Below are 22,947 nucleotides of genomic sequence, written 5' to 3'. Positions count from 1 at the left end.
CCTGGGAACCGGCCCCTCGGGGCTACCCGAACTGCACCGACCGCTTCGCCAGTCCCATCCAGAACCCGTCGATCACCGACTTGTGCTCGTCCAGCCCGCCGCCCGCCTCCGCCGCGCCCATGGTGACGAACAGCGGGGCGAAGTGCTCGGTGCGCGGGTGGGCGTAGCGGCCGGCCGGGGCCTTGTCCTGGAAGTCGAGGAGGGCGTCCCAGTCGCGGCCCGCCAGGGCACGCCGGCCCCAGTCGTCGAACTCGGCGGACCAGCTCGGCACGCCCCCGCCGGGGTGCCGCAGGGCGGCGAGGTTGTGGGTGAAGAAGCCGGAGCCGATGATCAGCACGCCCTCGTCGCGCAGCGGGGCGAGCCTGCGGCCGATTTCCATCAGCCGCACCGGGTCGAGGGTGGGCAGGGAGACCTGGAGGACGGGGATGCCGGCGTCCGGGTACATCTCGACGAGCGGGACGTAGGCGCCGTGGTCGAGCCCCCGGTCCGGGATGTCCTGGACGGGGGTGCCGGGGGCGCGCAGCAGCTTGCGGACCGAGGCGGCCAGCTCCGGCGCGCCGGGGGCGTCGTACCGGACCCGGTAGTAGTGCTCGGGGAAGCCCCAGAAGTCGTGGACCAGCGGGACGGTCTCGGTCGCGGCGAGGGCGAGCGGGGCCTCCTCCCAGTGGGCGGAGACCATGAGGACGGCCTTCGGGCGGGGCAGCGCCGAGGCCCAGGCGGCGAGCTGGCCGGGCCATACCGGGTCGTCGGCTAGCGGTGGGGCGCCGTGGCTGAGGTAGAGGGCGGGCATGCGCTTCCCGGCGGTGTGCTCCGCGGCGGCGACGGACATGACGGCGGCTCCCTCTCGTCCTGGCGAGACCAGATGCTTTAACTCTCAAGCTTTATGGAAACACCGTACGCCTAACTAGTTCAAGTTTCAAAAAGACCTTTCGTAAAGTGGGTACATGAACACGGCACCGGACTCCGCCGCACCGCCCCGCTGGCTCACCCCCGAGGAACAGCGCGTCTGGCGCGCCTACCTGCACGCCACCACCCTGCTGGAGGATCACCTCGACCGGCAGCTGCAGCGCGACGCGGGCATGCCGCACATCTACTACGGCCTGCTCGTCACCCTCGCCGAGGCCCCGAAGCGGCGGCTGCGGATGACCGAGCTGGCGATGAAGGCGAAGATCACCCGCTCCCGCCTCTCGCACGCCATCGCCCGGCTGGAGAAGAACGGCTGGGTGCGCCGGGAGAACTGCCCCTCGGACAAGCGCGGCCAGTTCGCGGTGCTCACCGACGAGGGCGCGGCCGTGCTGGGCCGTACCGCGCCGGGCCATGTGACCGCCGTACGCCAGGCCCTGTTCGACCGGCTCAGCCCGGAACAGCAGAAGGCCCTCGGCGAGATCATGCAGATCGTCGCCGAGGGCCTGCAACCGGACGAGGAAGGCGCGGACCTCCCCTGGCTCCGCTAACTCACCGGGTCACCGCGCCTCAGTGGGCCACCACCGGCACCGGCACCTCGTCCTCGGCGCCCGTGCCGGAGGCCACCGGGACGGAGCCCGGACGGCCGGCGTTGACGAAGGTGAAGGCGATCAGCGCGGCGGCGGCCAGGATGCCGACGGCGAAGGCGATCGCGGTGCTGTAGCCGTGCACCATGCTCTGGAGCGCCACCAGCTGCTGCTGCGGCCTGGTGGTGGCTCCGGCGATGTGGTCCTTGAGGTACGACGTCTTCGCGGACGCGGCGATGGTGTTCAGCAGCGCCGTGCCGATCGCGCCGCCCACCTGCTGCGAGGTGTTGACCATCGCGGAGGCGACACCGGCGTCCCGCGGCTCGACGCCCTGGGTGGCCAGGGACATGGCCGGCATGAACGCCGTACCCATGCCGAGGCCCAGCAGCAGCATCGCGGGCAGCAGCAGGGTGGTGTACGACGAACCGATCTCCAGCCGGGTCAGCAGCAGCATGCCCAGACCCGCGACCAGGAAGCCGGGGCCCATCAGCAGACGGGCGCGGACCCGCGTCATCAGCCGGGCGCCGATCTGGGTGGAGCCGGTGATCATGCCCGCGACCATCGGCAGGAACGCGAAGCCGGTCTTGACCGGGGAGTACCCCTGCACGATCTGGAGGTAGTAGGTCAGGAAGAGGAACAGGCCGAACATGCCGATGATGGCGAGGCCGAGGGAGAGGTAGATGCCGCCCCGGTTGCGGTCGCGGACCACGCGCAGCGGCAGCAGCGGGGCCTTGACCCGCGACTCGACCAGCACGAACGCCAGCAGCAGCACCGCGGACGCCACGAACATCGAGACGGTCACGGCGTCGCCCCAGCCGTCGGACTCGGCGCGCGTGAAGCCGTAGACCAGCGCGACCAGGCCGAGGGTGGAGAGCAGCACGCCGGGGATGTCGAGCGGGGCGCGGTTGCGGCCGCCCTCCGGCTCGCGGATGACCAGGGTGGCGCCGAGCGCGGCGACGACGGCGAACGGCACGTTCACGAAGAACGTCCAGCGCCAGTCCAGGTACTCGGTGAGGAAGCCGCCGAGGATCAGGCCGACCGCGCCGCCGCCGCCCGCGATGGCGCCGTAGATGCCGAACGCCTTGGCGCGCTCCCTGGCGTCCGTGAACATCACGGCCAGCAGGGACAGCGCGGCGGGCGCGAGCAGCGCGCCGAAGACGCCCTGGAGGGCGCGGGCGCCGAACATCATCGGGCCCGAGACGGCGAGACCGCCGAGCGCGGAGGCCAGCGCGAAGCCGGTCAGACCGGTGAGGAAGGCGCGCCGGCGGCCCCACTTGTCGGCGATCCGGCCGCCGAACAGCAGCAGGCCGCCGAAGGCGAGGGCGTAGGCCGTGACGACCCACTGCCGGTTGCCGTCGGATATGCCGAGGTCCTTCTGGGCCGAGGGCAGGGCGATGTTCACGATCGTCGAGTCGAGGACGACCATCAGCTGGGCGAGCGCGATGAAGACGAGCGCTTTCCAGCGGTTGGCGTCGCCGGATGGCGCGGCGACGCGGGGAGCCTTGAGGGCTTCGGACATGGAGGTACCCACTTCGGGACTTCGGGAGTTCACGAGTGCGGAGCTTCGTGACCAGGTGACGGAAAAATGACGAGAAATCGACGGTGAACGCAACGCGTCGGGAAAAAGGCGACGCGTCAGGAAATCGGACGACAAGAACGACAGGAACGAGAAGAACGAGAACGACGAGGAACGACGGAGGCGGCTGGCGGGGCGGGCGGGAGCGGTGCGGACTATGCGGCCGTACCGCACTGACGGAGGTCCCCGACAGTGACGGCGGTGCCCGGCAGCACGGAGCGCGCGGGGGCCCGCAGGCCGTCGAGGAGAAGCTGGAGGTGGCGGTGGACGAACCGGTCGCCCTGCGGACAGCCGGTGCCGGCCGGGGGCCGGCTCAACTGGGCAACGGCGATCATCAGGTCGCCGACCCCGACGTCGGAGCGCAGCTGACCGGCCGTCACGGCCCGGCCCATGACCTCGGCCACGAGGCTCTCGACGCGCTCGCGGGCGGCCTCCAGGTCGGGGTGGTGGCGGTCGAAGGTGCTGGTGACCATCGGGCACAGCGCGCTGATCCGCTCGTCGGCGCAGGCGTGCACGAAGTGTTCCAGCGCGGCGAAGGCGTCTCCGGTCTCCGCGAGGGCCCCTTCGGCCGCCTCGGCCGTCCGGTCCATCACGGAGCAGACGACCTCGCGGACGAGGGCCTCGCGGTCGGGGAAGTTGCGGTACAGCGTGGCATTGCCGACGCCGGCCCGGCGGGCGATCTCGTCCAGCGGCACATCCGGTCCGTGCTCGGTGAACATCTCGCGGGCGGCGGTGACGATCCGCTCCCGGTTGCGCAGGGCGTCGGCGCGGGGCCGGGTCACCTTGCGCGGTGCGGGGTGGGTCGCGGTCGTCACGGTGTGCCTTTCGGTCGGTGTGGTGCGTGCTCTGCGGGTGCGCTCTGACGATCCGGGGAGTCGGTCCCCGTTTCAGGCGAACACTCCTCCAAACGGGGAAAGGGTCCCCACTTATTTCCCGTGCGGGGAAAGAGCCGCTGTGAGCTGAGCCACATCCGCCGGGGGGCCGGATTCACCCTCCCGCGCGCGCACTTCCCACGATCGGTACCGCCCTTCCCACGATCGGTCTCACCCAGCGCGCGCCCGCCGGGGCCCCGGCACAGGGTGAGCGCAAGGGCGCAGCCGGAGACCGGGCGGCTGCCGTGGAGCGAAGGGTCCGTGCATGCAGCCGCAGCCGCAGTCGCCCCGCCGCATATCCCCCGACCAGGACCCCAGCGGCATACCCGGCCGCCGCATACCCTCGCGCCGGCTGGCCGCTCTCGCCGCGGTGACCGCGCTGACCCTCGCGATCAGCACCTCCGCCGGGACCGCCCGCCTCACGGCGCCCTCCACCGCCGGGCCGGCCGGCCTGGCCCGCTCCGCCGCCCTCTCCCCCTGCATGATCCACGGTGGGCCCGACGTCCAGATGACCGAGGGCGTGCCCACCCCGCACGGCTACGCCCGCTCCACCGGCACCGTGCACGCCCTGACCCTGATGGTCGACTTCTCCGACGCGCCCGGACAGGGCAGCGCGATGGACCGCTTCCACGAGTTCTTCCCGCGCACGCAGGACTGGTTCCGCACCTCCTCGTACGGCCGCCTGGACTACCGGGCCGAGACACCGGTGACCGACTGGCTGCGGATGCCCAAGCCGTTCAAGGCGTACGGCGTGGAGCGCGGCGCGCCCTTCGACCCCGGCTACCGGCAACTGGTCCAGGACATCGTGGCCGCGGCCGACCCGAAGGTCGACTTCCGCACGTACGACCTGCTGAACATCCTGGTCACCCCGAACGCCGGCCCCTCCGCGCTGGACACGGTGCTGTCGGTGACCTTCGCGGGGAACGCGGACGCGCCGGTGGCCGACGGGGTGCCGGTCGCCAACGCCTCGTTCATCTACTCCCGCCAGGACGACGGCTCCGGCTCCTTCCCGCGCACCGGCTACCGCGTCCTGCCACACGAGAACGGCCACACCTTCGGCCTGCCCGACCTGTACACCCAGGACGGCGGGGGCGCGGTCGGGCACTGGGACATCATGAGCGAGGACTGGGGCGCCAACAACGACATGCTCGCCTGGGACAAGTGGAAGCTGGGCTGGCTGGACGGCTCCCAGGTGGGCTGCGCGGCGCGGCCGGGCAGCGTGGAGTACTCCCTGACGCCGCTGTACGAGTCCGGCGGCGGCAAACTGGTGATCGTCCCGGTCGACGGCCACACGGCCTACGCCCTGGAGGTCCGCGCGCAGGGCGGCAACGACGAGGCGGTCTGCTGCCCCGGCGTCCTCGTCTACAAGGTGGACGCGGGCGTGGACACCGGCCGGGGCCCCATCACCGTCTACGACGCCCACCGCGGCAGCGGCGGCTGCACCCGCAGCCCCAACGTCCAGGCGGAACTCTCCGACGCCCCCTTCACTCCGGGCCAGACCTTCAAGGACCCGCGGCACGGGATCGTGGTGCGGGTGACGGGCGAGGACGACGGCACGTACCGGGTGCGGGTGACGCGGGCCTGACCCTGTCGCCGGGGCCAGGGCGCGGCAGGCACGGGCGTGAGCCGTGCGCCGGGGCCGGGTGCGCGTGGTTCCCCGGAGCCGCTTTGGCGCTGTAGGGTCCAGCGGCTCGCACGCGGCGGGCCGGAGCAGGAGGATCCATGGCGTTCGCCGACTACCAGAACGAGATCTACTTCGACGGCCTGCGCGGAGTGATACCGCGGCTGCCGATGACCTTCGCCGAGCTGGAACCGCCGGCCCTGGCCGCGCTGCCGCCCTCGGTGCGGTCGTACGTCGCGGGCGGCGCCGGCGACGAGCACACCCAGCGGGCCAACGTCGCCGCGTTCGAGGAGTGGGGCCTGATCCCGCGCATGCTGGTCGGGGCGAAGGACCGCGACCTGTCGGTGGAGCTGTTCGGCATGCGCCTGCCCTCCCCGCTGTTCATGGCCCCGGTCGGGGTGATCGGCCTGTGCGCCCAGGACGGGCACGGCGATCTGGCCACCGCCCGCGCCGCCGCCCGTACCGGCGTGCCGATGGTCGCCTCCACCCTGTCCGTGGACCCGATGGAGGAGGTGGCCGCGGAGTTCGGCGACACCCCCGGCTTCTTCCAGCTCTACACCCCCACCGACCGGGAGCTGGCGGAGAGTCTGGTGCACCGCGCCGAGGCGGCCGGGTTCCAGGGCATCGTGGTCACCCTGGACACCTGGATCACCGGCTGGCGCCCCCGCGACCTGGCCGCGAGCAACTTCCCCCAGCTGCGCGGGCACTGCCTGGCCAACTACACCGGCGACCCGGTGTTCCGCTCCCGGCTCGCCACCTCCCCGGAACAGGACCCCTCGGCCGCGGTCCTGCACTGGGCGCTGACCTTCGGCAACCCCCTCACCTGGGCCGATCTGCCGTGGCTGCGGTCGCTCACCGATCTGCCGCTGATCCTCAAGGGCATCTGCCACCCGGACGACGCCCGCCGCGCCAGGGACGCGGGGGTGGACGGCATCTACTGCTCCAACCACGGCGGCCGCCAGGCCAACGGCGGCCTGCCCGCGCTGCACTGCCTGCCCGGTGTGGTCGAGGCCGCCGGTGACCTGCCCGTCCTCTTCGACTCCGGCGTCCGCTCCGGCTCCGACATCGTCAAGGCCCTCGCCCTGGGCGCGCGGGCCGTAGGCGTCGGCCGCCCCTACGCCTACGGCCTCGCCCTGGACGGCACCGACGGCATCGTGCACGTGCTGCGGGCCCTGCTCGCCGAGGCCGACCTCCTCATGGCCGTCGACGGCTACCCGACCCTGGCCGACCTCACCCCCGACGCCCTGCGCCGGCTGCGCTGAACCCGCACTCCACCCGCGCCACCGCCCCGCCGCGGTGTGCGCGGCGGGGCGGTGGCTCAGTGGGCCGGGCTGCCCGCTACTTCCCTTCGCGGGGCATGACCACCGCGGAGAGCACGGCGGGCACCGCCCCGATCAGCAGCATGACCACGGGCCAGTTGGTGGCCGCGAGGATGCCGGGGATGACCAGCGGGGTGAGGAAGGCGCCCGCGAACACCATCGTGTTCTCCAGCCCGAGGGCGGTCCCGGAGCGCTCCTTGCCCGCCATGATGGCGATCTCGGCGTAGTGCACCCCGTGCCACCCGCAGGACAGCAGGCCCGCCACCACCATCAGCGCGGCGGCGATCCAGGCGGGCCCGGACTGGCACAGCGCGAGCCCGACGAAGCAGGCGGCGATGATCCAGCTGTAGGCGATCACGAGGCTGCGGCGGTGCCGGCCGCCCCTGCTGTCCGTCCAGCGCCCGCTCCACACGCGGGAGACCGCGCCCAGCGCCTGGACGGCGAACAGCAGACCGGAGATGGCGGTGATGCCGACCCCGTGCACCTTGTGCAGGTAGATCGCGGCGAACGACAGGACGGTGAACTGCGGGAAGTCCAGCAGGAAGGCGCTGAGCGAGATCCGCCAGATCTTCCAGCGGCGCAGCGGGCTGACGGCGGTGCTCCGGTGCCCGGCGGCGGGCAGCGGCGGCTCGTCCAGCCAGCAGACGATGACGACGGTGGCGACGAGCGCGAAGGCGGTCAGGAAGCCGTAGACACCCCGGAAGCCGACGCTCATGGCGAGCGCGGGCAGCGCGAGCGCGCCGATGGCACCGCCGAGCGGGACGGCCGCCACCCGCAGACTGATGGCGAAGCCGTGGTTGCCGGGCGGGAACCAGCCCAGCACCGCCCGGCCCGAGGCGCTGTTGACGCAGCCGCCGAGCGCGCCGGCCAGCAGCAGGACGGCGGACAGCAGCCAGGAGGGCGGGGTGTAGCCGCCGTTGGGCACGAGGAAGGCGGTGGCCGCCGCGAGGCACGCGGTGGTGCCGGCCAGCCCGGTGATCAGCACCATCCGCTCGCCGAAGCGGTCGGTGAGCAGCCCCCACAGGATCTCGGTGACGGCCGCGCCGCAGGTCAGCGCGGCCAGCACGAGGCCGAGTTGGCCGGTGGAGTAGTGGTAGTCGCTCTGCAGGACCGCGCTGGCCATGGGGATGCCCTGGAAGGCCGCGCTGAAGGCCGCCTGCGCGAGGATGCCGATGCCGAGGATTCCCCATTTGTAGCGGGGCGAGTGGGTCCTGCCCGACCTGCCGACCGGGAGGGGCGTCGCCGCGGAGGCGGCGGGTGAGGCGGTGAGCTGCTGGGACATGGTCTTGTGTGGCTTTCTGCTCGGGGGGTGGCGGGGGCAGCGGGTTCGGGGAGCGGGGCGCTCAGGTGGGCGGGGCCCGGTGTGCTCAGGTGGCGGGGACCGGTGTGCTCAGGTGGCGGGGACCGGTGCGCCGTCCAGGGCGAGGCCGGTGTCCGGGAGTTCGCCGGGCAGCAGGGCCTCGGTGCGCTTCTCCCGGATCACCAGGAGGGTGCAGCCGCCGGGGCTGCTGACCCGGTGCACGCTGCCGGGCTTCTCCAGCACCAGGCAGCCGGGGCCGTAGACGTCGCCGTTGTCGTTGTGCAGTTCGCCGTCCACCACCACGATCAGCTCGAAGCCGAGGTGGCGGTGGAGGTCTCCGTGCGCGCCGGCCCCGAAGCGGGCGAGGTAGGCCTCCGCGCCGTCGGGCCCGGTCTCCTCGGCGGTGTAGAGCCAGTGCACGTCGACCGCCTCGCGTCCGGGCTGGACGTAGGCCTGCCAGGTCAGCCGGTCGAGGTGTGCGGAGTCGAGGAGTTCGCGGATGACGAGGACGTCGCGGCGCCGCGGCGCGTGGCTGGTCACGGACATGGGGTTGCCTTTCGGGTCGGCGGGGCCGGGGCCGTGCGCGGGGTCGGTGGCGGTGCCGGTGGCCCGCAGGCGGGCGGCCACCTCGGAGCGGCGGATCTTGCCGGACGTCGTACGGGGCAGCGCGTCGGTGAAGGAGGCGCTGTGGACGCGCAGGGCGCGGGTGACGTGCAGGTCGACGTGGGCGAGGAGTTCGGTCTCGGTGGCGTGGGCGGCGGCTTCGAGTTCGATCACGGCGTGCGCGGCGAGCGTCAGCGTGGGGTGGGGCACCGGCACCACGGCGGCCGCGCGGACGGCGGGGTGGGTGCGCAGGATCGCCTCCAGTTCGTACGGGGAGACGCGGTGCCCGCCCGACTTGAAGACGTCGTCGCGGCGGCCCAGCAGCCGTACGTACCCGTCGGCGGCGAGGACCGCGGAGTCGCCGGTCGCGTACCGCTCGGCGGTGAGGACCTGCCCGGTGCGCTCGGGGTCGCCGTCGTAGCCGGTCATCATGCCCACCGGGGCGTCGGCGAGTTCCACGTACAGCTGCTCGTCGCGGACGGTCAGCTGCCAGCCGGGCAGCGGCTTGCCCAGCCAGCCGGGCTTGCGGGGCAGTCCGGGCGTGGTGCCGACCAGGGCGGTCGTCTCGGTCTGGCCGTAGCCCTCCCGGATGGTCACGCCCCATTCGGCCTCGATGGCCTCCGCCACGTGCAGGGCGAGCGGCTCGCCGGCGGTGGTGGCCTCGCGCAGCCGCGGCCGGGCGGTCCAGGCGTGGGCGGCGAGCCGGGTCCACTGGGCGGGCGGGGCGCACAGGCTGGTGATGCCGCGCTCCTCCAGCAGCAGCGGCAGCTGCCCGGACTCGACGTCCTCGGCGGGCGGGACGACGAGGGTCGCCTCCGCGGTGAAGGGGACGAAGAAGCTGGACCAGGAGTGCTTGGCCCAGCCGGGCTCGGAGATGTTGACGTGCCGGTCGCCGGGCAGCAGGCCGTTGAAGTACAGGGAGGACAGGTGCCCCACCGGGTAGGAGGCGTGGGTGTGCACGACGAGCTTCGGCGCCGAGGTGGTGCCGGAGGTGAAGTAGGCGAAGGCGGTGTCCGAGGCCGGGGTCGGGCCGGCCGGCAGATAGCGGGTGGCGGCCTGGTACGAGTCGTCGTACGACCGCCAGCCCCGGACCGGGGCGCCGACCGCGATGCGCGTCGTGGCGGCGCCCGGCTCCGGGTCCACCCCCTCGAACAGCGGGGCGAGTTCGCTGCGGCAGATCACATGGCGGACCCGGCCGCGCCGGACCCGGTCGGCGGCCTCCTTGCGGGTCAGGGAGGTGTAGGTGGGGATGGCCACCGCCCCGGTCTTCAGGCAGGCGAGCAGGGTCTCCCACAGCTCCACCTGCGTGCCGAGGACGATGAGCACCCGGTCGCCCCGCCGGATCCCGGTGTGGCCGAGCCAGTTGGCGAGCTGGTCGGAGCGGGTGGCGAGGTCCTGGTAGGAGATCCGCTGGTCCCGGCCGTCGGGGCCGATCAGTTCGAGGGCCGTGCGCCGGTTGTCGCGGGCGATGACGTCGAACCACTCCAGCGCCCAGTTGAAGTGGGTGAGGCGGGGCCAGCGGAAGGCCCGGTGGGCGGCCTCGTGGTCGGCGCGCAGCTCCAGGAGCAGATCGCGGGCGCGCTTGAACGCGGCGTGGGCGGGCGTGTGGCGCAGCGTGGAGTGGGCCGCGGCGCGGTCGTCTCGGGCGGTCATCCTCGGGTTCCTTCCAGCGTGCGGTGGGCGGCCGGCCGCGTCAGCGCCGCGAGCGCGTCCTGTGCGATGGCGTCGGCGTCCCGCGTGAAGTCGGTCCAGGGACCGGGCCGCGCGGAGCCGACCTGCATGAACCAGCGCTGTCCCTCGGAGGGGATGCCGAGGACGTACACGCCCTCCGCCGCCGCGCCGGTCGCGGTCACGGGCCGGTACGGGCCGGCCGTCGTCGCCACTCCCCCGGTGACCCGGCCGCCGTCGCCCCGCTCGTTGGCCCAGGGCGTCCACAGGCCGCTGTCGAGCAGCTGCCGGGTGAGCGGTGCGGTGTCCCGGCAGAGGTCCGGGGCCGGGATGCGGGCGTCCACGAGCACCTCGCAGTGCTCCAGCGATCCCCCGACCTGCGGGGAGCGGACGGTGAAGCGCCCGCTCGCCTCGTCCGCGGCGAACTCGACCGAGGGCCCGGCCACCCGCAGGACGCCCGCTTCGAGCAGCGCCCTGGTCTGCCGCAGCCGCTGCGCCGGCGGGCCCGCGGCCAGGAAGGAGCTGAGCGGGGCGAGCCGGCCCAGGAAGTCGTCGCGGTGCGAGGCGGCGGTCAGGCCGTCGAAGTCGACCGCGCCGCGGATGGTTCCGCGTACGTCGCGCAGGACGTCCAGGGCCGCCTTGCGGGGGCCTTCCAGGTTGCCCTGTCCGGCGTGCGCGAGGTCCTCGTCGATCAGCGCCGTGAGGGCGGCGGAGAACGCGGCGGGGCTCTCGAAGGTCCGGCCGGCGAAGGGGCGCGCCAGGGCGTCGATGTCCAGGGGTGCCAGGCCGTCGATGCCGAGTTCGGCGGCGGCGGTGCGGATGATCTTCTCCGCTCCGTCGGCTCCGGCCTCCTCGACAAGGGCGGCCGTGCGTATCAGGAACTCCCTCTCCCGGCCGTCCCCATGTCTGGCACGTACCGCGGTGGCGTAGTAGACGAGCTGCATCTCCGCGTGCAGCCAGGGCCAGACCTGGAGCCGGAAGTCGAGGGGGGCGCCGCTCGCGCGCAGGGCGGCGATCCGCTCGGGGGTGAACAGCCGGGCCGTGTACCGCCACAGCGGGCCCTTCTGGTTGAGCCCGCGGGCCGGCAGCGGCACCCCGGACCGCGAGCCCGCCACCAGGACCGGTTCCAGGCCGGAGGGCAGATACCGCAGCACCCGGTCCGGGCCCTCGCTGAACTGGCCGCCCCGGCTGGTGGTCAGCGCCGCGACGATGTCGTAGAACGTCAGGCCCATCCCGAGGACCGCGACGCGGGCCCCCGGCGCGATGTGCTCCAGCGGCATGTCGGCCGCGCTGTCGCCGCGGATGTACGTCAGTTCCGGGCGGGCGGCGGCGAAGTCGGCGAAGCGGCCCTGCTCGGCGGTGAGTTCGGTCAGGGGGTGACCGGTGGCGAGGACCACCCGGTCGGCGGCGAGCAGTTCGCCGTCCGCGCAGCGCAAGTGCCATACCCTGTCCGCCCGTTGCATCGCCACGACGTGCCCGGTGTGGCGGCGCAGGGTCGCGCGGGCCGGGAGGGAGTCCTCCACCGCCTGGAGGAAGAACCTCAGGTACTGGCCGTACAGCGCGCGCGGCGCGTAGGCGTTGGGGCCGGGGTAGACGAGGTCCTCGGCGCCGGCCCACCACTGGCCCAGCGAGGGTCCCGCGCCCGCTCGGGCGGGGCCGCCGTCGGAGGGGCCGGAGAACATGGTCACCTCGCCGCAGGCGGTGTTCATCAGGAAGGCCGGGTTCTGGTCGGTGCGCCAGATGCGGCCCGCGCCGACCTGGTCCTTGTCGATCAGCACGATCTCCACGGCCCGCTCCGGCGTCCGTTCGCGCAGCCGGGCCACGAGGCGTTCGACGACGGCGAGTCCGCGCGGACCGGAGCCGACGACCGCGATGCGGTGGACGGCGGCTTCCCCGGCGGCCCCCTCGCGGTGGCCCGCTGCGGCCTCCTCGCGGCGGATTGCTCCGGCTTCCGCACGGCGGACCGCTCCGGCTTCCTCGCGGCGGGCGGTGATGGTCTCCTCGCGGCGGGCGGTGATGGCCTCCTCTCGCTTGCGGGTCAGGGCGGCCGCCGCCCGGTCGTGGGCGTCCGCGGTGTAGCGCAGCATGCCCAGGAGCCGGCTCGATGTGACGGCGTGCCGGGTACCGCCGGTGACCGGCAGCGGCATGGCGCCCGTACCGGCCCAGACCAGCCGGCCGTCGTCGCCGATCGCTCCACGGGCCACGCCCGCGTTGTCCCGGTGCAGGCAGAACGGCACATCGAGGACGCCGGCCGCGAAGGCGGCGCGCAGGCCCGCGCCGATGTCGGTGCCGTGGTCGAGGACCGCGGTGATCAGCCGTAGCGCCTCGGTGTAGACCGTCTCGTAGTCCACCTGGCGGGCCCACGGCAGCGGGCAGTCGTCCTGGAGGGCCTGCCGGGACACGCGGGCCGCCCGTTCCAGGGCCGCGATGTTCTCGGGCACGGTGGGGATCCGGTGCGCCTCCGCGACGGTCTTGACGATCAGCCGCTGGGCGCCGCCGCGCACGGCGATCTGCGCGGACGAATCCAGCAGCAGCTCGGCACCGGCTTCGGTGGCGGGGTAGACGCCCATGTAGGTGTAGAGCACCACGTGCCGCGCGACGCTGGCGGGCAGGAAGAGTTCCGCGAGGTGGTGCAGGGCCGCCAGCGCCTCGATGTCCTGCACCGCGTTGGTCTGCTGGGCGTACGACAGCGACACCGAGGTCACCCCGTTGCGGGCGAAGAACATCGCCTCCAGGACGCTGATCGCCACGAGCAGCGACGGCGGGCACATCTGCCCGAGCATGCAGCCGCCGAACGTCTCCAGGTGGGCCCGCAGCCCCCGCTCGTCCGCCTGCTCGGCGAGCTGCTGGGTCGCGTCGGTCCAGGCGGGCACCGCCTCGGCCAGCGGGAGCCGGGAGTAGGGCAGGCAGTAGGAGACCGGGCCGCCCTCGGAGGCGGAGAGCCCCGCCCCGATCATCGCCTCGAAGATATGGGCGGGCCGTGCCGAGCCGTGCCGGACCTGGACGGGGATGCCGTCGGCGGCACGGGCGACCCGCGCGGTGACGCCCGGCCCGTGGTTGACGAGGGGGAAGCCGTTCAGCGCGCGGCCCGCGTCGAGGGCCGCCTGCGCGCCGGCCATGTCCTCGACGCGGGTGTAGGAGTCGATGGTGAGCGTGGCGAGGGTACGGGCGCGGGCCGCGGTGACGGCCGCCAGGCCCTCGGCCATGGCCTGCGGGTCCGACATTCCCATGCGGGGCTGTACGACCAACTGCCCGGCGCGCGCGGCGCGTTCCACGTAGCTCTGCATGTCAGGGCTGCCCTGGCGGCGGATCCCGCTCATACGGCCGCCCCCGCGATCTCGGAGCGGTGCCCCGTCATCCGCTGGAGCGCGCTGCCGAACTCGGCCGGGTCCGCGCCGTCCGTGAACACCGCGTCGAAGCCCTCGGCGACCAGTTCGTCGGCGAGGTGCGGCTGGTCGGCGCCCTGGATGCCGAGCTTTCCGCCGATCATGACGGGGACGGCGGACAGGGTCGCGTCACTGTCTTCCCGCAGCTTCCTGATCAGCCGGCGGCCGTCGATGTGGCCGTGGCCGTTCACCGAGGAGATGACCACGGCGTCGGGACGCTGTGCGCGGACCTCCTCGATGATCTCGGCGTCGGGCACGCACGGGCCGAGGTTGTGCACCTCGTAGCCCCGTTCCTCGAGCAGCAGCTGGAGGAAGACCAGGTTCCAGGTGTGGGAGTCGGAGGAGACCGTCGAGAGCAGTACGCGGGTGGCTCTGGACTGGATGGGTGACACGGGAGAGACCTCCTGTCGATGTGCCGCGGCTGCCGCGACACATCGAAGATCCCGGTTTCCGGGTTCCCGGCCCAGGCCGATTCGGAGGTCCTGAACCGCTGTTCACGGATGCCGCACGGTGCGGAGCTCTGGCGCGAGGAGCAACTACTGTGTGAGTACGTTCAGTTGGTACCGACGACCGGCGTCTCGTCCGGGGCTCGCCGCCCGGACTGCCGCATTTCCTCCGGGGCTTGACGTCCGCAGACGACCACCCCGGCGACCACCAGCAGTCCGCCGAAGCACTGGAGGAGGGTCAGCGCCTGACCGAGCCACACATAGGCGATGACACTGGTGGCGACGATCTCGAAGGTGCCCAGCATGCTCACCCGCGTCGGCCCGAGGGAACGTACGGCGGCGAGCACCAGCGCGAACGGAGCGGCCATCCCGAGGACCCCGATCAGCACGAGCGGCACGAGCGCGCGCGGCTCCCACGCGCCGCTCCCGATGCGCCACGGCGGCTGCACACAGGCCCACGCGACGGCCGCGACCAGCGATCCGTACATGGTGGAGGTGGCACTGTGCACGGCACCCCCGATGCCCCGGCCGCACACGAGATACAGGATGTACGCGGCGGCGGTGGCCAGCCCGAAGACGAGCCCGACGGGGTCGAGACGGCCCAGGCGGGCACCGCCGATGCCGACCATCAGGACGACACCGCCGAGCGTGAGCGGCAGCGCCACCAGGACGCTCACGGCCGGGCGCCGGCGCCGCCGGGCCGCGTCGGCGGCGGTCAGCCAGGCGGCGGCGCTGTACTGGAGCACCAGCGCGACGGCCAGCGGCAGCCGGGCTATCGCCATCGAGTAGCAGTAGATGAGCGCCGCGAGCGCCAGCCCGAAGAGAACCACCCGCGGCAGCCACCGCCACGGCAGCCGCAGCAGCTCACGCCGGGTGAGGGCCAGGATCCCGAACAGGCTCAGGAACCCTGCCGCCATGCGGAACTGAGTGACCGTCAGCGCGCTGGTCCCGTGATCGATGAGCACGCGCGAGGCCGTACCGCTCAGCCCGAACAGCGCGCAGGCGCCGACGACCATGAGGCAGCCGGACGCCCCCGCACCCCGCCGTTGCGGTGGCGGGCTCAACTCGCTATGCCGCTCGTGACGCACGACGCGCCGGACCGGGCGGGCTGGGGATTGCCCGGCGGGCGCAGGAGCTGGAAGTGCGGGACGACATGGGCGGGGGTGACCCCGGCGTTCCAGATGAGTTCGGACATCACCGGGGACAGCCCCGAGGGCTGCATCTCCACCAACTGCCCCGATTCCAGCTGGGGTCCGACCGCGATGGCCGGCACCACGCCCACGCCCATGCCGCCCAGCACGGAGGACTTCACGCCGTCCACGCTGCCCACCTGCTGGACCGGTACCTGCCCGAGGCGGGGCAGCACCTCCCGCTCGGCGATGTCCCGGTAGACGCAGCCCGGCGCGGTGACCAGGAGCCGCTGAGGGCGCGCCGCCGACTCGGGCGCACCCACCAGGACGGCCCGGTCGGTCCACAGGTGCCGGCGGTCGTCGCCCCCGGCCTGCCGGAGAGCCGCCGCGGACACGGTGGACGAGTTGACGAGCGCGGCGGCCAGCTCGCCGCGGCCGACCTGGTCGCGCAGCTGGGCGACCGAGCCGACGAAGATCTGGGTCTCCAGGTTCGGCATGAGCCGGCGGAGCGTGCGCAAGAAGCCCGGCAGCCGGTAGGTGCACAGGGAGGCCGTCGCGCCGATGCTGAGGGTGCTCGGCCGGTCCTCCGCGGCGGCGGCCACCGCGGCCTGCGCCTGGGCCAGTTTGTCGAGGATATCCGTCGCGTATTCGAGGAAGCGGGTCCCGGCCCTGGTGAGCCGGTTCACCGACGCCCCACGCTCCAACAGGGAGGCCCCCAGAGCGCGTTCGAGCGCCTGGAGGTGGCTGGTGACCGTCGAGCGCGCGTATCCGAGCCGCTCCGCGGCCTCGGCGAGGGTGTTGCTCTGCGCCACGGCCACGAATGTCTCGAGCCTTTGAACATCCACCTTGCAGTCTCCTTCCGGCCCGGCTTTCGCAGGGCGTGCTGCCTGCCATCCGACTCGGCACGAGGACGACCTTGAGTCAACTTTGGACCACGATACATCTCTGCTCCGTGGTCCATCTACAACCCATCCCCGAACTCGCCCCGCACGCCCGCCACTTCGGCGGCTCGCCATGCATCGACTGTGAACCAAGCATGTACTGTGGTATAAGAACGGGTGGGGGGCGGGGCGCCCGAGCGGGCGTCGCACTCGGCTGCGGCGCATGTCTCTGTCCTGTTACCGACATCGCGCGTACGGGAGGAAGAGATGAACACGTCCCCACCCGAGAGCGAGGCCCCGCCCCTGGGGCGTCGCGGGCGGAACAAGATCAAGATAAAGGAGCGCCTGTACACGGCGGCGCTGGAACTCTTCGCCGAGCAGGGCTACGACCAGACGTCCGTCGACGAGATCGCCGAACGCGCCGACGTCGCCCGCGGGACGTTCTTCAACCACTTCCCGCGCAAGGAAGACCTCATCGGCACCTGGGGCGAACGCCGCCGGGAACGCCTGGTCGGCATCATGCAGGACGCCTTCCCCGACCAGACCGGCGCCGCGGACCGGCTGCGCCGCTGCATGGCCGTCCTGGGCCGCATCAACGAGGAGGAACACGACCGCACGGCCGCGATGCTGGTCGCCTGGGTCAAGGCCGGCCGCCCCCTCCGGGAGGAGCCCTACGTCGCCGAACTCTTCGCCGAGATCGTCGAGGACGGCCGGAAGTCCGGCGAACTCCGCGAGGACGTCATCCCCCAGCAGGTGGGCAACGTCCTGCGGGACATCTACCTGGGCACCCTGTACCGCTGGTTCCGCGAAACGGAAAACGAGCCGGCCGGCCACCTGGAACAAGAACTGACCCAGGCCTCCGAACTCCTGCTGAACGGAATCGTGACACGCCCCTGACGGCAGACGGTCCCACGACCAGGCGGCCACGAGCGTGCGGGCCTTCGAGGCGGGGGGCGCGATGCCGTGGGGGCCGGGTCTGCGGGACGGTCCCGAGGGGACGCGGGGCTGGACGGCTGGACGACACGACCCGGAGGGGGGCGCGCCTCCGGGACCGGGTGGTGACACGACCCTGAGGGGGACGCGCGCTTCCGGGCCAGGTGGTGGGGCGACCCCGAGGAACGCAGGCCCCCGAGACCGAGTGACGCGGTCAAAACCGGTGCACCCTTTGAGCCACCGGACTCGCCGCGGCGGGACGGCTTCCTCGCGCCGCTACCTCCCACCGCCCCATCCCGACATCCGCCCGACCATCGATCCGGTACCCTGTGGGTCGAGCCCCGCCTTCGTAGCTCAGGGGATAGAGCACCGCTCTCCTAAAGCGGGTGTCGCAGGTTCGAATCCTGCCGGGGGCACAGAGAAACACCAGGTCAGGAGCCCTTCCGTCCAGCGGACGGGAGGGCTCCTGCGCTTGCAGCACACATATGGCACACATGCCGTGCGCGCGGATGGCGGGGAGCTGTGCAGGATGCCCGACAAGGACGAGCTGGCCCGGCGCCGGTACGAGAAGCTGATCGACCGGCTTGAATCGAGGATGCGAGCCGCGCTCAAGCCCGAATACCAGGGTTACTACGGGCAGCTGATCCTGAGCGGCGACGATCTTGCCGAGCTGGGCGACCTCAAGGACGTCCGGCATGCCGCTCGGGAAGCGGGTCGTCGTCTCGACTGGAAGACCACCACCCGTCTCGTGGGTGACCGGCTCTTCGTGCTCGATGAGCGGGCGGTGCCCGAGGAGATCGAGCGACTAGCCGGCGATGCGGCCACTGCTGCGATCGACCGGGCCCGGCAGCAGAGCCTCCGACCGCGCGGCTGACCCGATCCGAGGCAGACGCAAGGGGCCGCCGCGCCGCGCTGGTGCGGCGCGGCGGCCTCCCTCGGTTACGGCTTCCCGGCACTGATCAGGCACATATCACGCGGCATCGCCCTCCAGGGCGGCCACCTCCTCGGCGGCCTTGCGGGCCCTCCTCTCCGCCTTCTCCAGCTTGGCCTTCGCCTTGGCCAGTTGCTTGGCGCGGCGCTTGTGCATCTTCTTCGACACCTCGTCGAGGCGGTCAGGGAAAAGGTGCCCGTACGTGTCGAGCGTCAGGGTCGCGGACTTGTGGCCGAGCATCGTCTGCACGACGTTGACGTCCGCGCCGCTGGCGATTGCGAGCGAGGCCGCCGTGTGCCGCAACTTGTGCGGGGTGACCTTGAGGTGGCCCAGCCCGGCCTTCACGACCGCCGGTGCGAAGAACCGCTGACGGAAGTTCCGCGCCCTCAGCGGTCCGCCCTGAGGGGCGGTGAAGAGCAATTCCTCATCTCCCCGCCCCTGGACGTGCGGCTTCAACTCCTCTGCCAGGAACCGCGGGATCGGTACGGACCGACGCTCATGGTTCTTTGGAGTGTCGAGGTAGAGCTTGCCGTTGTCCTCGGCGTACGCCTCGACGATGTGGGCTCGGCAGGAGGCCAGGTCCACGCGGCCCACCTTCAGCGCGGACGCCTCACCCCAGCGCAGGCCGGTGTAGGCCAGCAGCAGGATGAACACCCGGTATGCGCCCGACGCGTTGGCCAGCGCGTCGACCTGCATGTCGTCCAGGTACACGTGGTCAGCCGGCGCAGCCTTCGGCAGCGGCACGCCGACAGCCGGGTTGACCGCCAGCCGACGGGCCTTGACCGCATAGCCGAGAACGCGGCTGAGGACGACGTACGCCTTGCGGACCGACCGGGGGCTGAGCTTCCTGCCGCCGGTCGCCTCGCCGGACAGTAGGTCCGCGAGCCACTCGGCGATGTCCTCGAACTGGATACGGTCCAGCGGAGTGGTGCCCCACCTGGGGATCACATGGACGTCGAGAACGCCGCGATAGCGGCCCCGGGTCGAACGCTTGAGATGGATCTGGGCGGCCAGCCAGGACTCCGCAACCTCCGCGAACTTCACCCGGGCGGCGGCCGGATCACGGTAGGAGCCGTCGTTGAGACGGGACTCCATCCTCGTCCGCTCCGCCTCGGCGTCGACCTTGCGGACGAAGGTCTTCATCTTCGGCTTGCCGTCAGGGTCGTACCAGCGGACTCGGTAGCGCCCGGGTGGCGTACGGCCCGCCCGCTTGGCATCTGCTGCGGCACGCGCGTACGTCGCGTGCCCTATGCGGTCCTCGATCCAGACCCGCGCCAACTAGCACCCCTCCCAGTCTCCGCTGGGCACCGGCGGGAGCGGCAGGAGCAGCGTCGCGGCGGGGATGCCCAGCGCAGTGGCGATCACGACGAGGTCGTCGATGTCGCAGCGGCGGCGCGCGCGCTAGGTTCGGCTGAGAGCGGTGTTGGTCATCGGGCGGCCCAGCGCGGTGCAGCGCGCGGCGAGCTGGTACTGGGTCAGGCCACGCACGAGGCGTAGGTGCTCGATGGCGCGGGCGGTGTGGAGGCCGGCGGGGCCTATTTCGACAGGTCGGGTTGCCATGACAGTTAGCTGTAACTTGCGGCCGGACGTTATGGCAAGAGTTGGTTCTTAAACTCTACAGAAGTCACCCCAGGGCTGAGTGGCGTTCCTCTCATCGAATTCCGGCACATCACGATCCGTTCCCTCGGGAATGCCGTGCTACCTTCCCTTCGCGCTCCGAGGATGGGCGATTCGAGCAGGTATAAGCCGAACAGTCCACCGGGTTCACCGGATGGCACCCGCCCACGTCCGGGACATCCTCGAACTGGGGGTATCGGATTCCGGCACCTCTACAGAAGGCTTCACCCCAAAAAAATTTCGAGTTCCTCGGGAGCGATTTCGGCAACCGCGCATCCCCCCTTACTGTTTCCATCTCCCCGGCCACGCAGAGAGAAGTAGTACAGAGTTTCAGAACCAACTCTGGACTTCTCTCCGTGAGGTGTGGCTGTGTTGTCCAGGCCATTGTCCAAGACCGAAAAGGAGCCTCGTGCCTAACCCTTCTCCCCGTAGCACCAACGCCCCCGCCACCGCTGCAGCCCGTGGCCCGCTTGCCACCCCTGCGGAGGTCGCCTCGTATCTCGGGGTGCCGGTGAAGACCCTCTACCAGTGGAAGTACCGGGGCATCGGCCCCAACGTGCACAAGGTCGGCCGCCACCTGCGCTACCGCTGGACCGAGGTGGACGCCTGGGTGAACGCCCAGACCGCGTACGACCTCACGGCCTGAGCCGCCCCGCCAGGAGAGCGCAACGGCTCTCGGCGAGCCACCGCCGAGAGCCGCAGGGTCCCTGCCGTCATCGCCCTTGAACGATCGAATCGGTGGGCCGGACCTTGCCCGTCCGGCCCACCGGGAAGGAACGCCTATGGACGAAACTACGTCCCCCGCCTCCTCCTCCGCATCCTCGATACCCACCTGGCCGCCCGTCGCCGTCCCCGGCCAGGACCCCGCCTCGGGTTCCTCCACCGTCGAGGACGACGAGCCCCCGCAAGTCGGCGAGGGCGCACAGTTGCTGGACGAACTGCGGCAAGCGATCGCGCGGTACGTGATCCTGCCCAGCAGTGACGCACTGACTGCCGTCACGCTGTGGGTGGCGGCCACGCACATCCAGCCCGCGCTGCAGCACGCACCGCGTCTGGCGGTGGTCGGCCCGGCGAAGCGGTGCGGCAAGTCCCGCCTGCTGGACGTGATCACGGAGACCGTGCGCGAACCGCTGATCACGGTCAACACCAGTCCGGCGGTCGTCTTCCGCGCCATCGGTGACGACCCGCCCACCCTGTTGGTGGACGAGGCCGACACCATCTTCGGCAGCATCAAGGCCGCCGAGAAGAACGAGGAGCTGCGCGGCCTGCTCAACGCCGGCCACCAGCGCAACCGACCCGCCCTGCGCATCTCAGGCCCCGAGCACAAGCCGCAGGCGTTCCCCACCTTCGCCATGGCCGCGCTCGCCGGCATCGGGGACCTGCCGGACACGGTCATGGACCGGGCGGTGGTGATCCGCATGCAGCGGCGCAAGCCAGGTGAGCGGGTGGAGCAGTTCCGCTCCCGCCGCGACATCCCCACGCTGCACGCCCTGCGTGACCGGCTGACCGCCTGGCTGCGCCCGCTGATGGACACCGCAGCCGACCTGGTGCCGCCCATGCCGGTACAGGACCGGGCTGCGGACACCTGGGAGCCGCTGGTGGTCGTCGCCGAACTGGCAGGCGGCACCTGGCCGGAGAGAGCGCGGGCAGCCTGCGCAGCGATGTGCGCGGCCGAGGTCGGCCAGGACGACGAGTCCAACGTCAAGACGCGCCTGCTGAAGGACATCCGCCGCGTCTTCACGTCCTACGGCGATCCCGACACCGTGCGCACGCGGGACCTGCTGGAGGAACTACTCAAGGACCAGGAGGCTCCGTGGGCGGAGTACCGCAACGCCGGCCTGACCCCGCGCTACCTGGGGATCCTGCTGAAGGACTTCGGTATCCAGGCGGCCGTCCTCCGCTTCGAGGGCGGACGGCAGGCCCGGGGATTTGCCCGCACGCAGTTCACCGACGCCTGGGCCCGCTACTGCCCCGAGGAGCAGCCACCCGGCGGCAGCAGTAGAACGACAGGCCACGGGTCGCCCGTCCACCCGTAAACACCCGTCGCACACGTCGCATTGCAGGTCAGCTCCGTGACGGGTCCGATGCCTGTGACGGGTCCTCCTGTATCACGCCAGACTCCCGTACCTGCCCTGACCAGGCATGCGACGGGTGTGACGAGTCCACCCCCTCCCCACCGGCAGCCCTGCCCTGTGGCTATGGCAGCCGTCTCTCCCTGGAGAACCACGCTTGCCTTCACGCACCACCCAAACTCCCGTGTCGGCGCTGACTGCCGCGATCCGCCTCGGGGTCGCCCTGGTCGGCACGATCGGCTTCGCCCTCTCCTACGACGCCCTGCGGCAGATGGCCGTCGCCATCCACGTGCGTGGAGCCCTCAGCTACGCCTTCCCCCTCGTGATCGACGGGTTCATCGCGATCGGTGTCGCCGCCCTGCTCATCCTGCGCACCTCACCCTGGCGGTCACGCCTGTACGTCTGGGCATTGGTCGGCCTCGCCACGGTCACCAGCATCTGGGCGAACGCTCTGCACGCCGTCCGCCTCAACCAGCAGGCCCACACGACCGGGTTCCACCTGGACGACGTCACCGTCGGCGCCCTGTCCGCCATAGCTCCTCTCGCCCTGGCCGGCGCCGTCCACCTGGACCTGGTCATCCGCCGCCACGCCACGAGCCTGCGCCAAGAAGCCGCCGCCACACCGGGCCACAACACCTCCGGCCACAGCCACAACGGCACGCACAGCGGCAAGCCGCCTGCCCCTTCGCAAGACGACGGCTTCCTGCCGAAGCAGGCACCGAGCGCGCCCGACGTGGCCCAGCCCCCAGGCGCGGTGGAGGCAGCCGCCAACATGCCGCAGGCCCCGAAACCTCCCGCCAAAGAAGAAGGACACGCGCGGGACGCCACGTTCGACGAACTCCTCGCCATCGCCCACGCCGCACCGCTGGGACGCGGAGACCGTGCCTCACGCCGCAACATCGAGGCGGCCATCCGAGCCGCTGGGCATCGCATCGGCAAGGACCGCCTGACCCAGATCAAGGACCAGGTGCAGGCCGAACTCGACCAAGCCACACCTCAGCGGCAGGCCGAGTCCGACAAGGAACCCGCCGGCGCCCACTGAGCCCGCCGCCGACCATCGTCCTTCGCGCTTGATTCCTCCCGCTCGTCCCTCGCATGGGGC

General features: G+C 72.0%; 18 protein-coding genes, 1 tRNA gene and 1 pseudogene. 9 read left to right on the top strand and 11 right to left on the bottom strand.

Annotation, left to right across the window (positions count from 1 at the left end):
* Positions 1-22: 22 nt before the first annotated feature.
* Positions 23-790 carry a dioxygenase family protein gene (locus ACZ7EC_RS19670; protein WP_471064268.1) on the bottom strand — a complete coding sequence of 256 codons (768 nt, stop codon included), beginning with the start codon at positions 788-790 and terminating at the stop codon, positions 23-25.
* A 154-nt stretch (positions 791-944) separates the two neighbouring features.
* On the opposite strand from ACZ7EC_RS19670, the gene ACZ7EC_RS19665 reads away from it, so the two are divergent.
* Positions 945-1,454, top strand: a complete 510-nt coding sequence (locus ACZ7EC_RS19665; protein ID WP_471064117.1) for a MarR family winged helix-turn-helix transcriptional regulator — start codon at positions 945-947, stop codon at positions 1,452-1,454.
* Positions 1,455-1,473: 19 nt separating this feature from the next.
* On the opposite strand, the gene ACZ7EC_RS19660 is transcribed toward ACZ7EC_RS19665, so the two are convergent.
* Together ACZ7EC_RS19660 and ACZ7EC_RS19655 are read right to left on the bottom strand one after the other, a co-directional pair.
* On the bottom strand, positions 1,474-3,009 hold the full coding sequence (locus ACZ7EC_RS19660; RefSeq protein ID WP_471064115.1) for an MFS transporter: 1,536 nt from the start codon (positions 3,007-3,009) through the stop codon (positions 1,474-1,476).
* Positions 3,010-3,221: 212 nt separating this feature from the next.
* Positions 3,222-3,881 (bottom strand): TetR/AcrR family transcriptional regulator, encoded by a 660-nt coding sequence (locus ACZ7EC_RS19655; RefSeq protein WP_471064113.1) that lies wholly within the window; start codon positions 3,879-3,881, stop codon positions 3,222-3,224.
* Between the two features lie 322 nt (positions 3,882-4,203).
* Between ACZ7EC_RS19655 and ACZ7EC_RS19650 the strand changes: the two genes are divergently transcribed.
* Together ACZ7EC_RS19650 and ACZ7EC_RS19645 are read left to right on the top strand one after the other, a co-directional pair.
* A complete protein-coding gene (locus tag ACZ7EC_RS19650; RefSeq protein WP_471064111.1) occupies positions 4,204-5,523 on the top strand; it encodes a M6 family metalloprotease domain-containing protein in 1,320 nt (439 codons plus the stop codon).
* 137 nt (positions 5,524-5,660) lie between these two features.
* Positions 5,661-6,821, top strand: coding sequence for an alpha-hydroxy-acid oxidizing protein (locus ACZ7EC_RS19645; protein ID WP_471064109.1), 1,161 nt, complete (start codon positions 5,661-5,663; stop codon positions 6,819-6,821).
* A 76-nt stretch (positions 6,822-6,897) separates the two neighbouring features.
* On the opposite strand, the gene ACZ7EC_RS19640 is transcribed toward ACZ7EC_RS19645, so the two are convergent.
* The 6 genes from ACZ7EC_RS19640 to ACZ7EC_RS19615 all read right to left on the bottom strand — a co-directional run bounded on the left by ACZ7EC_RS19640 (position 6,898) and on the right by ACZ7EC_RS19615 (position 16,427).
* Entirely contained in the window at positions 6,898-8,160 is a 1,263-nt protein-coding gene (locus ACZ7EC_RS19640; protein ID WP_471064107.1) for an MFS transporter, read from the bottom strand.
* Between the two features lie 108 nt (positions 8,161-8,268).
* Complete coding sequence (locus ACZ7EC_RS19635; RefSeq protein ID WP_471064106.1) at positions 8,269-10,434, bottom strand: AMP-binding protein; 2,166 nt, start codon at positions 10,432-10,434, stop codon at positions 8,269-8,271.
* Positions 10,431-13,769, bottom strand: a complete 3,339-nt coding sequence (locus tag ACZ7EC_RS19630) for an FAD/NAD(P)-binding protein (RefSeq protein WP_471064104.1) — start codon at positions 13,767-13,769, stop codon at positions 10,431-10,433. The genes ACZ7EC_RS19635 and ACZ7EC_RS19630 overlap by 4 nt, the downstream gene beginning before the upstream one ends.
* The gene (locus tag ACZ7EC_RS19625) at positions 13,766-14,227 is read right to left on the bottom strand and encodes a cobalamin B12-binding domain-containing protein (protein ID WP_471064102.1); all 462 of its coding nucleotides are present in this window, start codon (positions 14,225-14,227) and stop codon (positions 13,766-13,768) included. Before ACZ7EC_RS19625 ends, ACZ7EC_RS19630 begins: the two co-directional genes overlap by 4 nt.
* Before the next feature lie 161 nt (positions 14,228-14,388).
* Positions 14,389-15,297, bottom strand: coding sequence for an EamA family transporter (locus ACZ7EC_RS19620; RefSeq protein WP_471064100.1), 909 nt, complete (start codon positions 15,295-15,297; stop codon positions 14,389-14,391).
* A gap of 44 nt (positions 15,298-15,341) precedes the next feature.
* Positions 15,342-16,427: a LysR family transcriptional regulator gene (locus ACZ7EC_RS19615; protein WP_471064098.1), complete on the bottom strand. Its 1,086-nt coding sequence runs from the start codon at positions 16,425-16,427 to the stop codon at positions 15,342-15,344.
* A gap of 132 nt (positions 16,428-16,559) precedes the next feature.
* Here ACZ7EC_RS19615 and ACZ7EC_RS19610 point away from each other — a divergent pair, with 132 nt between their 5' ends.
* From ACZ7EC_RS19610 to ACZ7EC_RS19600, 3 genes are all read left to right on the top strand, one after another.
* Positions 16,560-17,189 carry a TetR/AcrR family transcriptional regulator gene (locus tag ACZ7EC_RS19610; protein WP_471064096.1) on the top strand — a complete coding sequence of 210 codons (630 nt, stop codon included), beginning with the start codon at positions 16,560-16,562 and terminating at the stop codon, positions 17,187-17,189.
* A 379-nt stretch (positions 17,190-17,568) separates the two neighbouring features.
* A tRNA-Arg gene (locus tag ACZ7EC_RS19605) sits at positions 17,569-17,641 on the top strand.
* A gap of 113 nt (positions 17,642-17,754) precedes the next feature.
* Entirely contained in the window at positions 17,755-18,099 is a 345-nt protein-coding gene (locus ACZ7EC_RS19600; RefSeq protein ID WP_471064094.1) for a hypothetical protein, read from the top strand.
* 96 nt (positions 18,100-18,195) lie between these two features.
* On the opposite strand, the gene ACZ7EC_RS19595 is transcribed toward ACZ7EC_RS19600, so the two are convergent.
* Positions 18,196-19,434, bottom strand: coding sequence for a tyrosine-type recombinase/integrase (locus ACZ7EC_RS19595; RefSeq protein ID WP_266598972.1), 1,239 nt, complete (start codon positions 19,432-19,434; stop codon positions 18,196-18,198).
* Positions 19,435-19,716, bottom strand: a pseudogene (locus ACZ7EC_RS19590) (helix-turn-helix domain-containing protein).
* Between the two features lie 466 nt (positions 19,717-20,182).
* Here ACZ7EC_RS19590 and ACZ7EC_RS19585 point away from each other — a divergent pair.
* The 3 genes from ACZ7EC_RS19585 (at position 20,183) to ACZ7EC_RS19575 (ending at position 22,887) form a co-directional block, all read left to right on the top strand.
* Complete coding sequence (locus ACZ7EC_RS19585; protein ID WP_359377164.1) at positions 20,183-20,419, top strand: helix-turn-helix transcriptional regulator; 237 nt, start codon at positions 20,183-20,185, stop codon at positions 20,417-20,419.
* 136 nt (positions 20,420-20,555) lie between these two features.
* Positions 20,556-21,809 carry a DUF3631 domain-containing protein gene (locus ACZ7EC_RS19580; RefSeq protein WP_359377167.1) on the top strand — a complete coding sequence of 418 codons (1,254 nt, stop codon included), beginning with the start codon at positions 20,556-20,558 and terminating at the stop codon, positions 21,807-21,809.
* Positions 21,810-22,029: 220 nt separating this feature from the next.
* Positions 22,030-22,887, top strand: coding sequence for a DUF2637 domain-containing protein (locus tag ACZ7EC_RS19575; protein ID WP_471064091.1), 858 nt, complete (start codon positions 22,030-22,032; stop codon positions 22,885-22,887).
* The last annotated feature ends 60 nt before the right edge of the window (positions 22,888-22,947 follow it).

It is taken from the genome of Streptomyces sp. NPDC037203, assembly GCF_055605065.1.
This window is presented reverse-complemented; position numbering and strand designations above follow the sequence as displayed.

What these genes read in the sequence shown, in the direction of transcription:
- ACZ7EC_RS19670 (WP_471064268.1), bottom strand. Translation starts at nt 790, where the DNA reads ATGCCCGCCCTCTACCTCAGCCACGGCGCCCCACCGCTAGCCGACGAC.
- ACZ7EC_RS19665 (WP_471064117.1), top strand. Translation starts at nt 945, where the DNA reads ATGAACACGGCACCGGACTCCGCCGCACCGCCCCGCTGGCTCACCCCC.
- ACZ7EC_RS19660 (WP_471064115.1), bottom strand. Translation starts at nt 3,009, where the DNA reads ATGTCCGAAGCCCTCAAGGCTCCCCGCGTCGCCGCGCCATCCGGCGAC.
- ACZ7EC_RS19650 (WP_471064111.1), top strand. Translation starts at nt 4,204, where the DNA reads ATGCAGCCGCAGCCGCAGTCGCCCCGCCGCATATCCCCCGACCAGGAC.
- ACZ7EC_RS19645 (WP_471064109.1), top strand. Translation starts at nt 5,661, where the DNA reads ATGGCGTTCGCCGACTACCAGAACGAGATCTACTTCGACGGCCTGCGC.
- ACZ7EC_RS19640 (WP_471064107.1), bottom strand. Translation starts at nt 8,160, where the DNA reads ATGTCCCAGCAGCTCACCGCCTCACCCGCCGCCTCCGCGGCGACGCCC.
- ACZ7EC_RS19635 (WP_471064106.1), bottom strand. Translation starts at nt 10,434, where the DNA reads ATGACCGCCCGAGACGACCGCGCCGCGGCCCACTCCACGCTGCGCCAC.
- ACZ7EC_RS19630 (WP_471064104.1), bottom strand. Translation starts at nt 13,769, where the DNA reads ATGAGCGGGATCCGCCGCCAGGGCAGCCCTGACATGCAGAGCTACGTG.
- ACZ7EC_RS19620 (WP_471064100.1), bottom strand. Translation starts at nt 15,297, where the DNA reads ATGGTCGTCGGCGCCTGCGCGCTGTTCGGGCTGAGCGGTACGGCCTCG.
- ACZ7EC_RS19615 (WP_471064098.1), bottom strand. Translation starts at nt 16,427, where the DNA reads ATGGCGAGCCGCCGAAGTGGCGGGCGTGCGGGGCGAGTTCGGGGATGG.
- ACZ7EC_RS19610 (WP_471064096.1), top strand. Translation starts at nt 16,560, where the DNA reads ATGAACACGTCCCCACCCGAGAGCGAGGCCCCGCCCCTGGGGCGTCGC.
- ACZ7EC_RS19600 (WP_471064094.1), top strand. Translation starts at nt 17,755, where the DNA reads ATGCCCGACAAGGACGAGCTGGCCCGGCGCCGGTACGAGAAGCTGATC.
- ACZ7EC_RS19580 (WP_359377167.1), top strand. Translation starts at nt 20,556, where the DNA reads ATGGACGAAACTACGTCCCCCGCCTCCTCCTCCGCATCCTCGATACCC.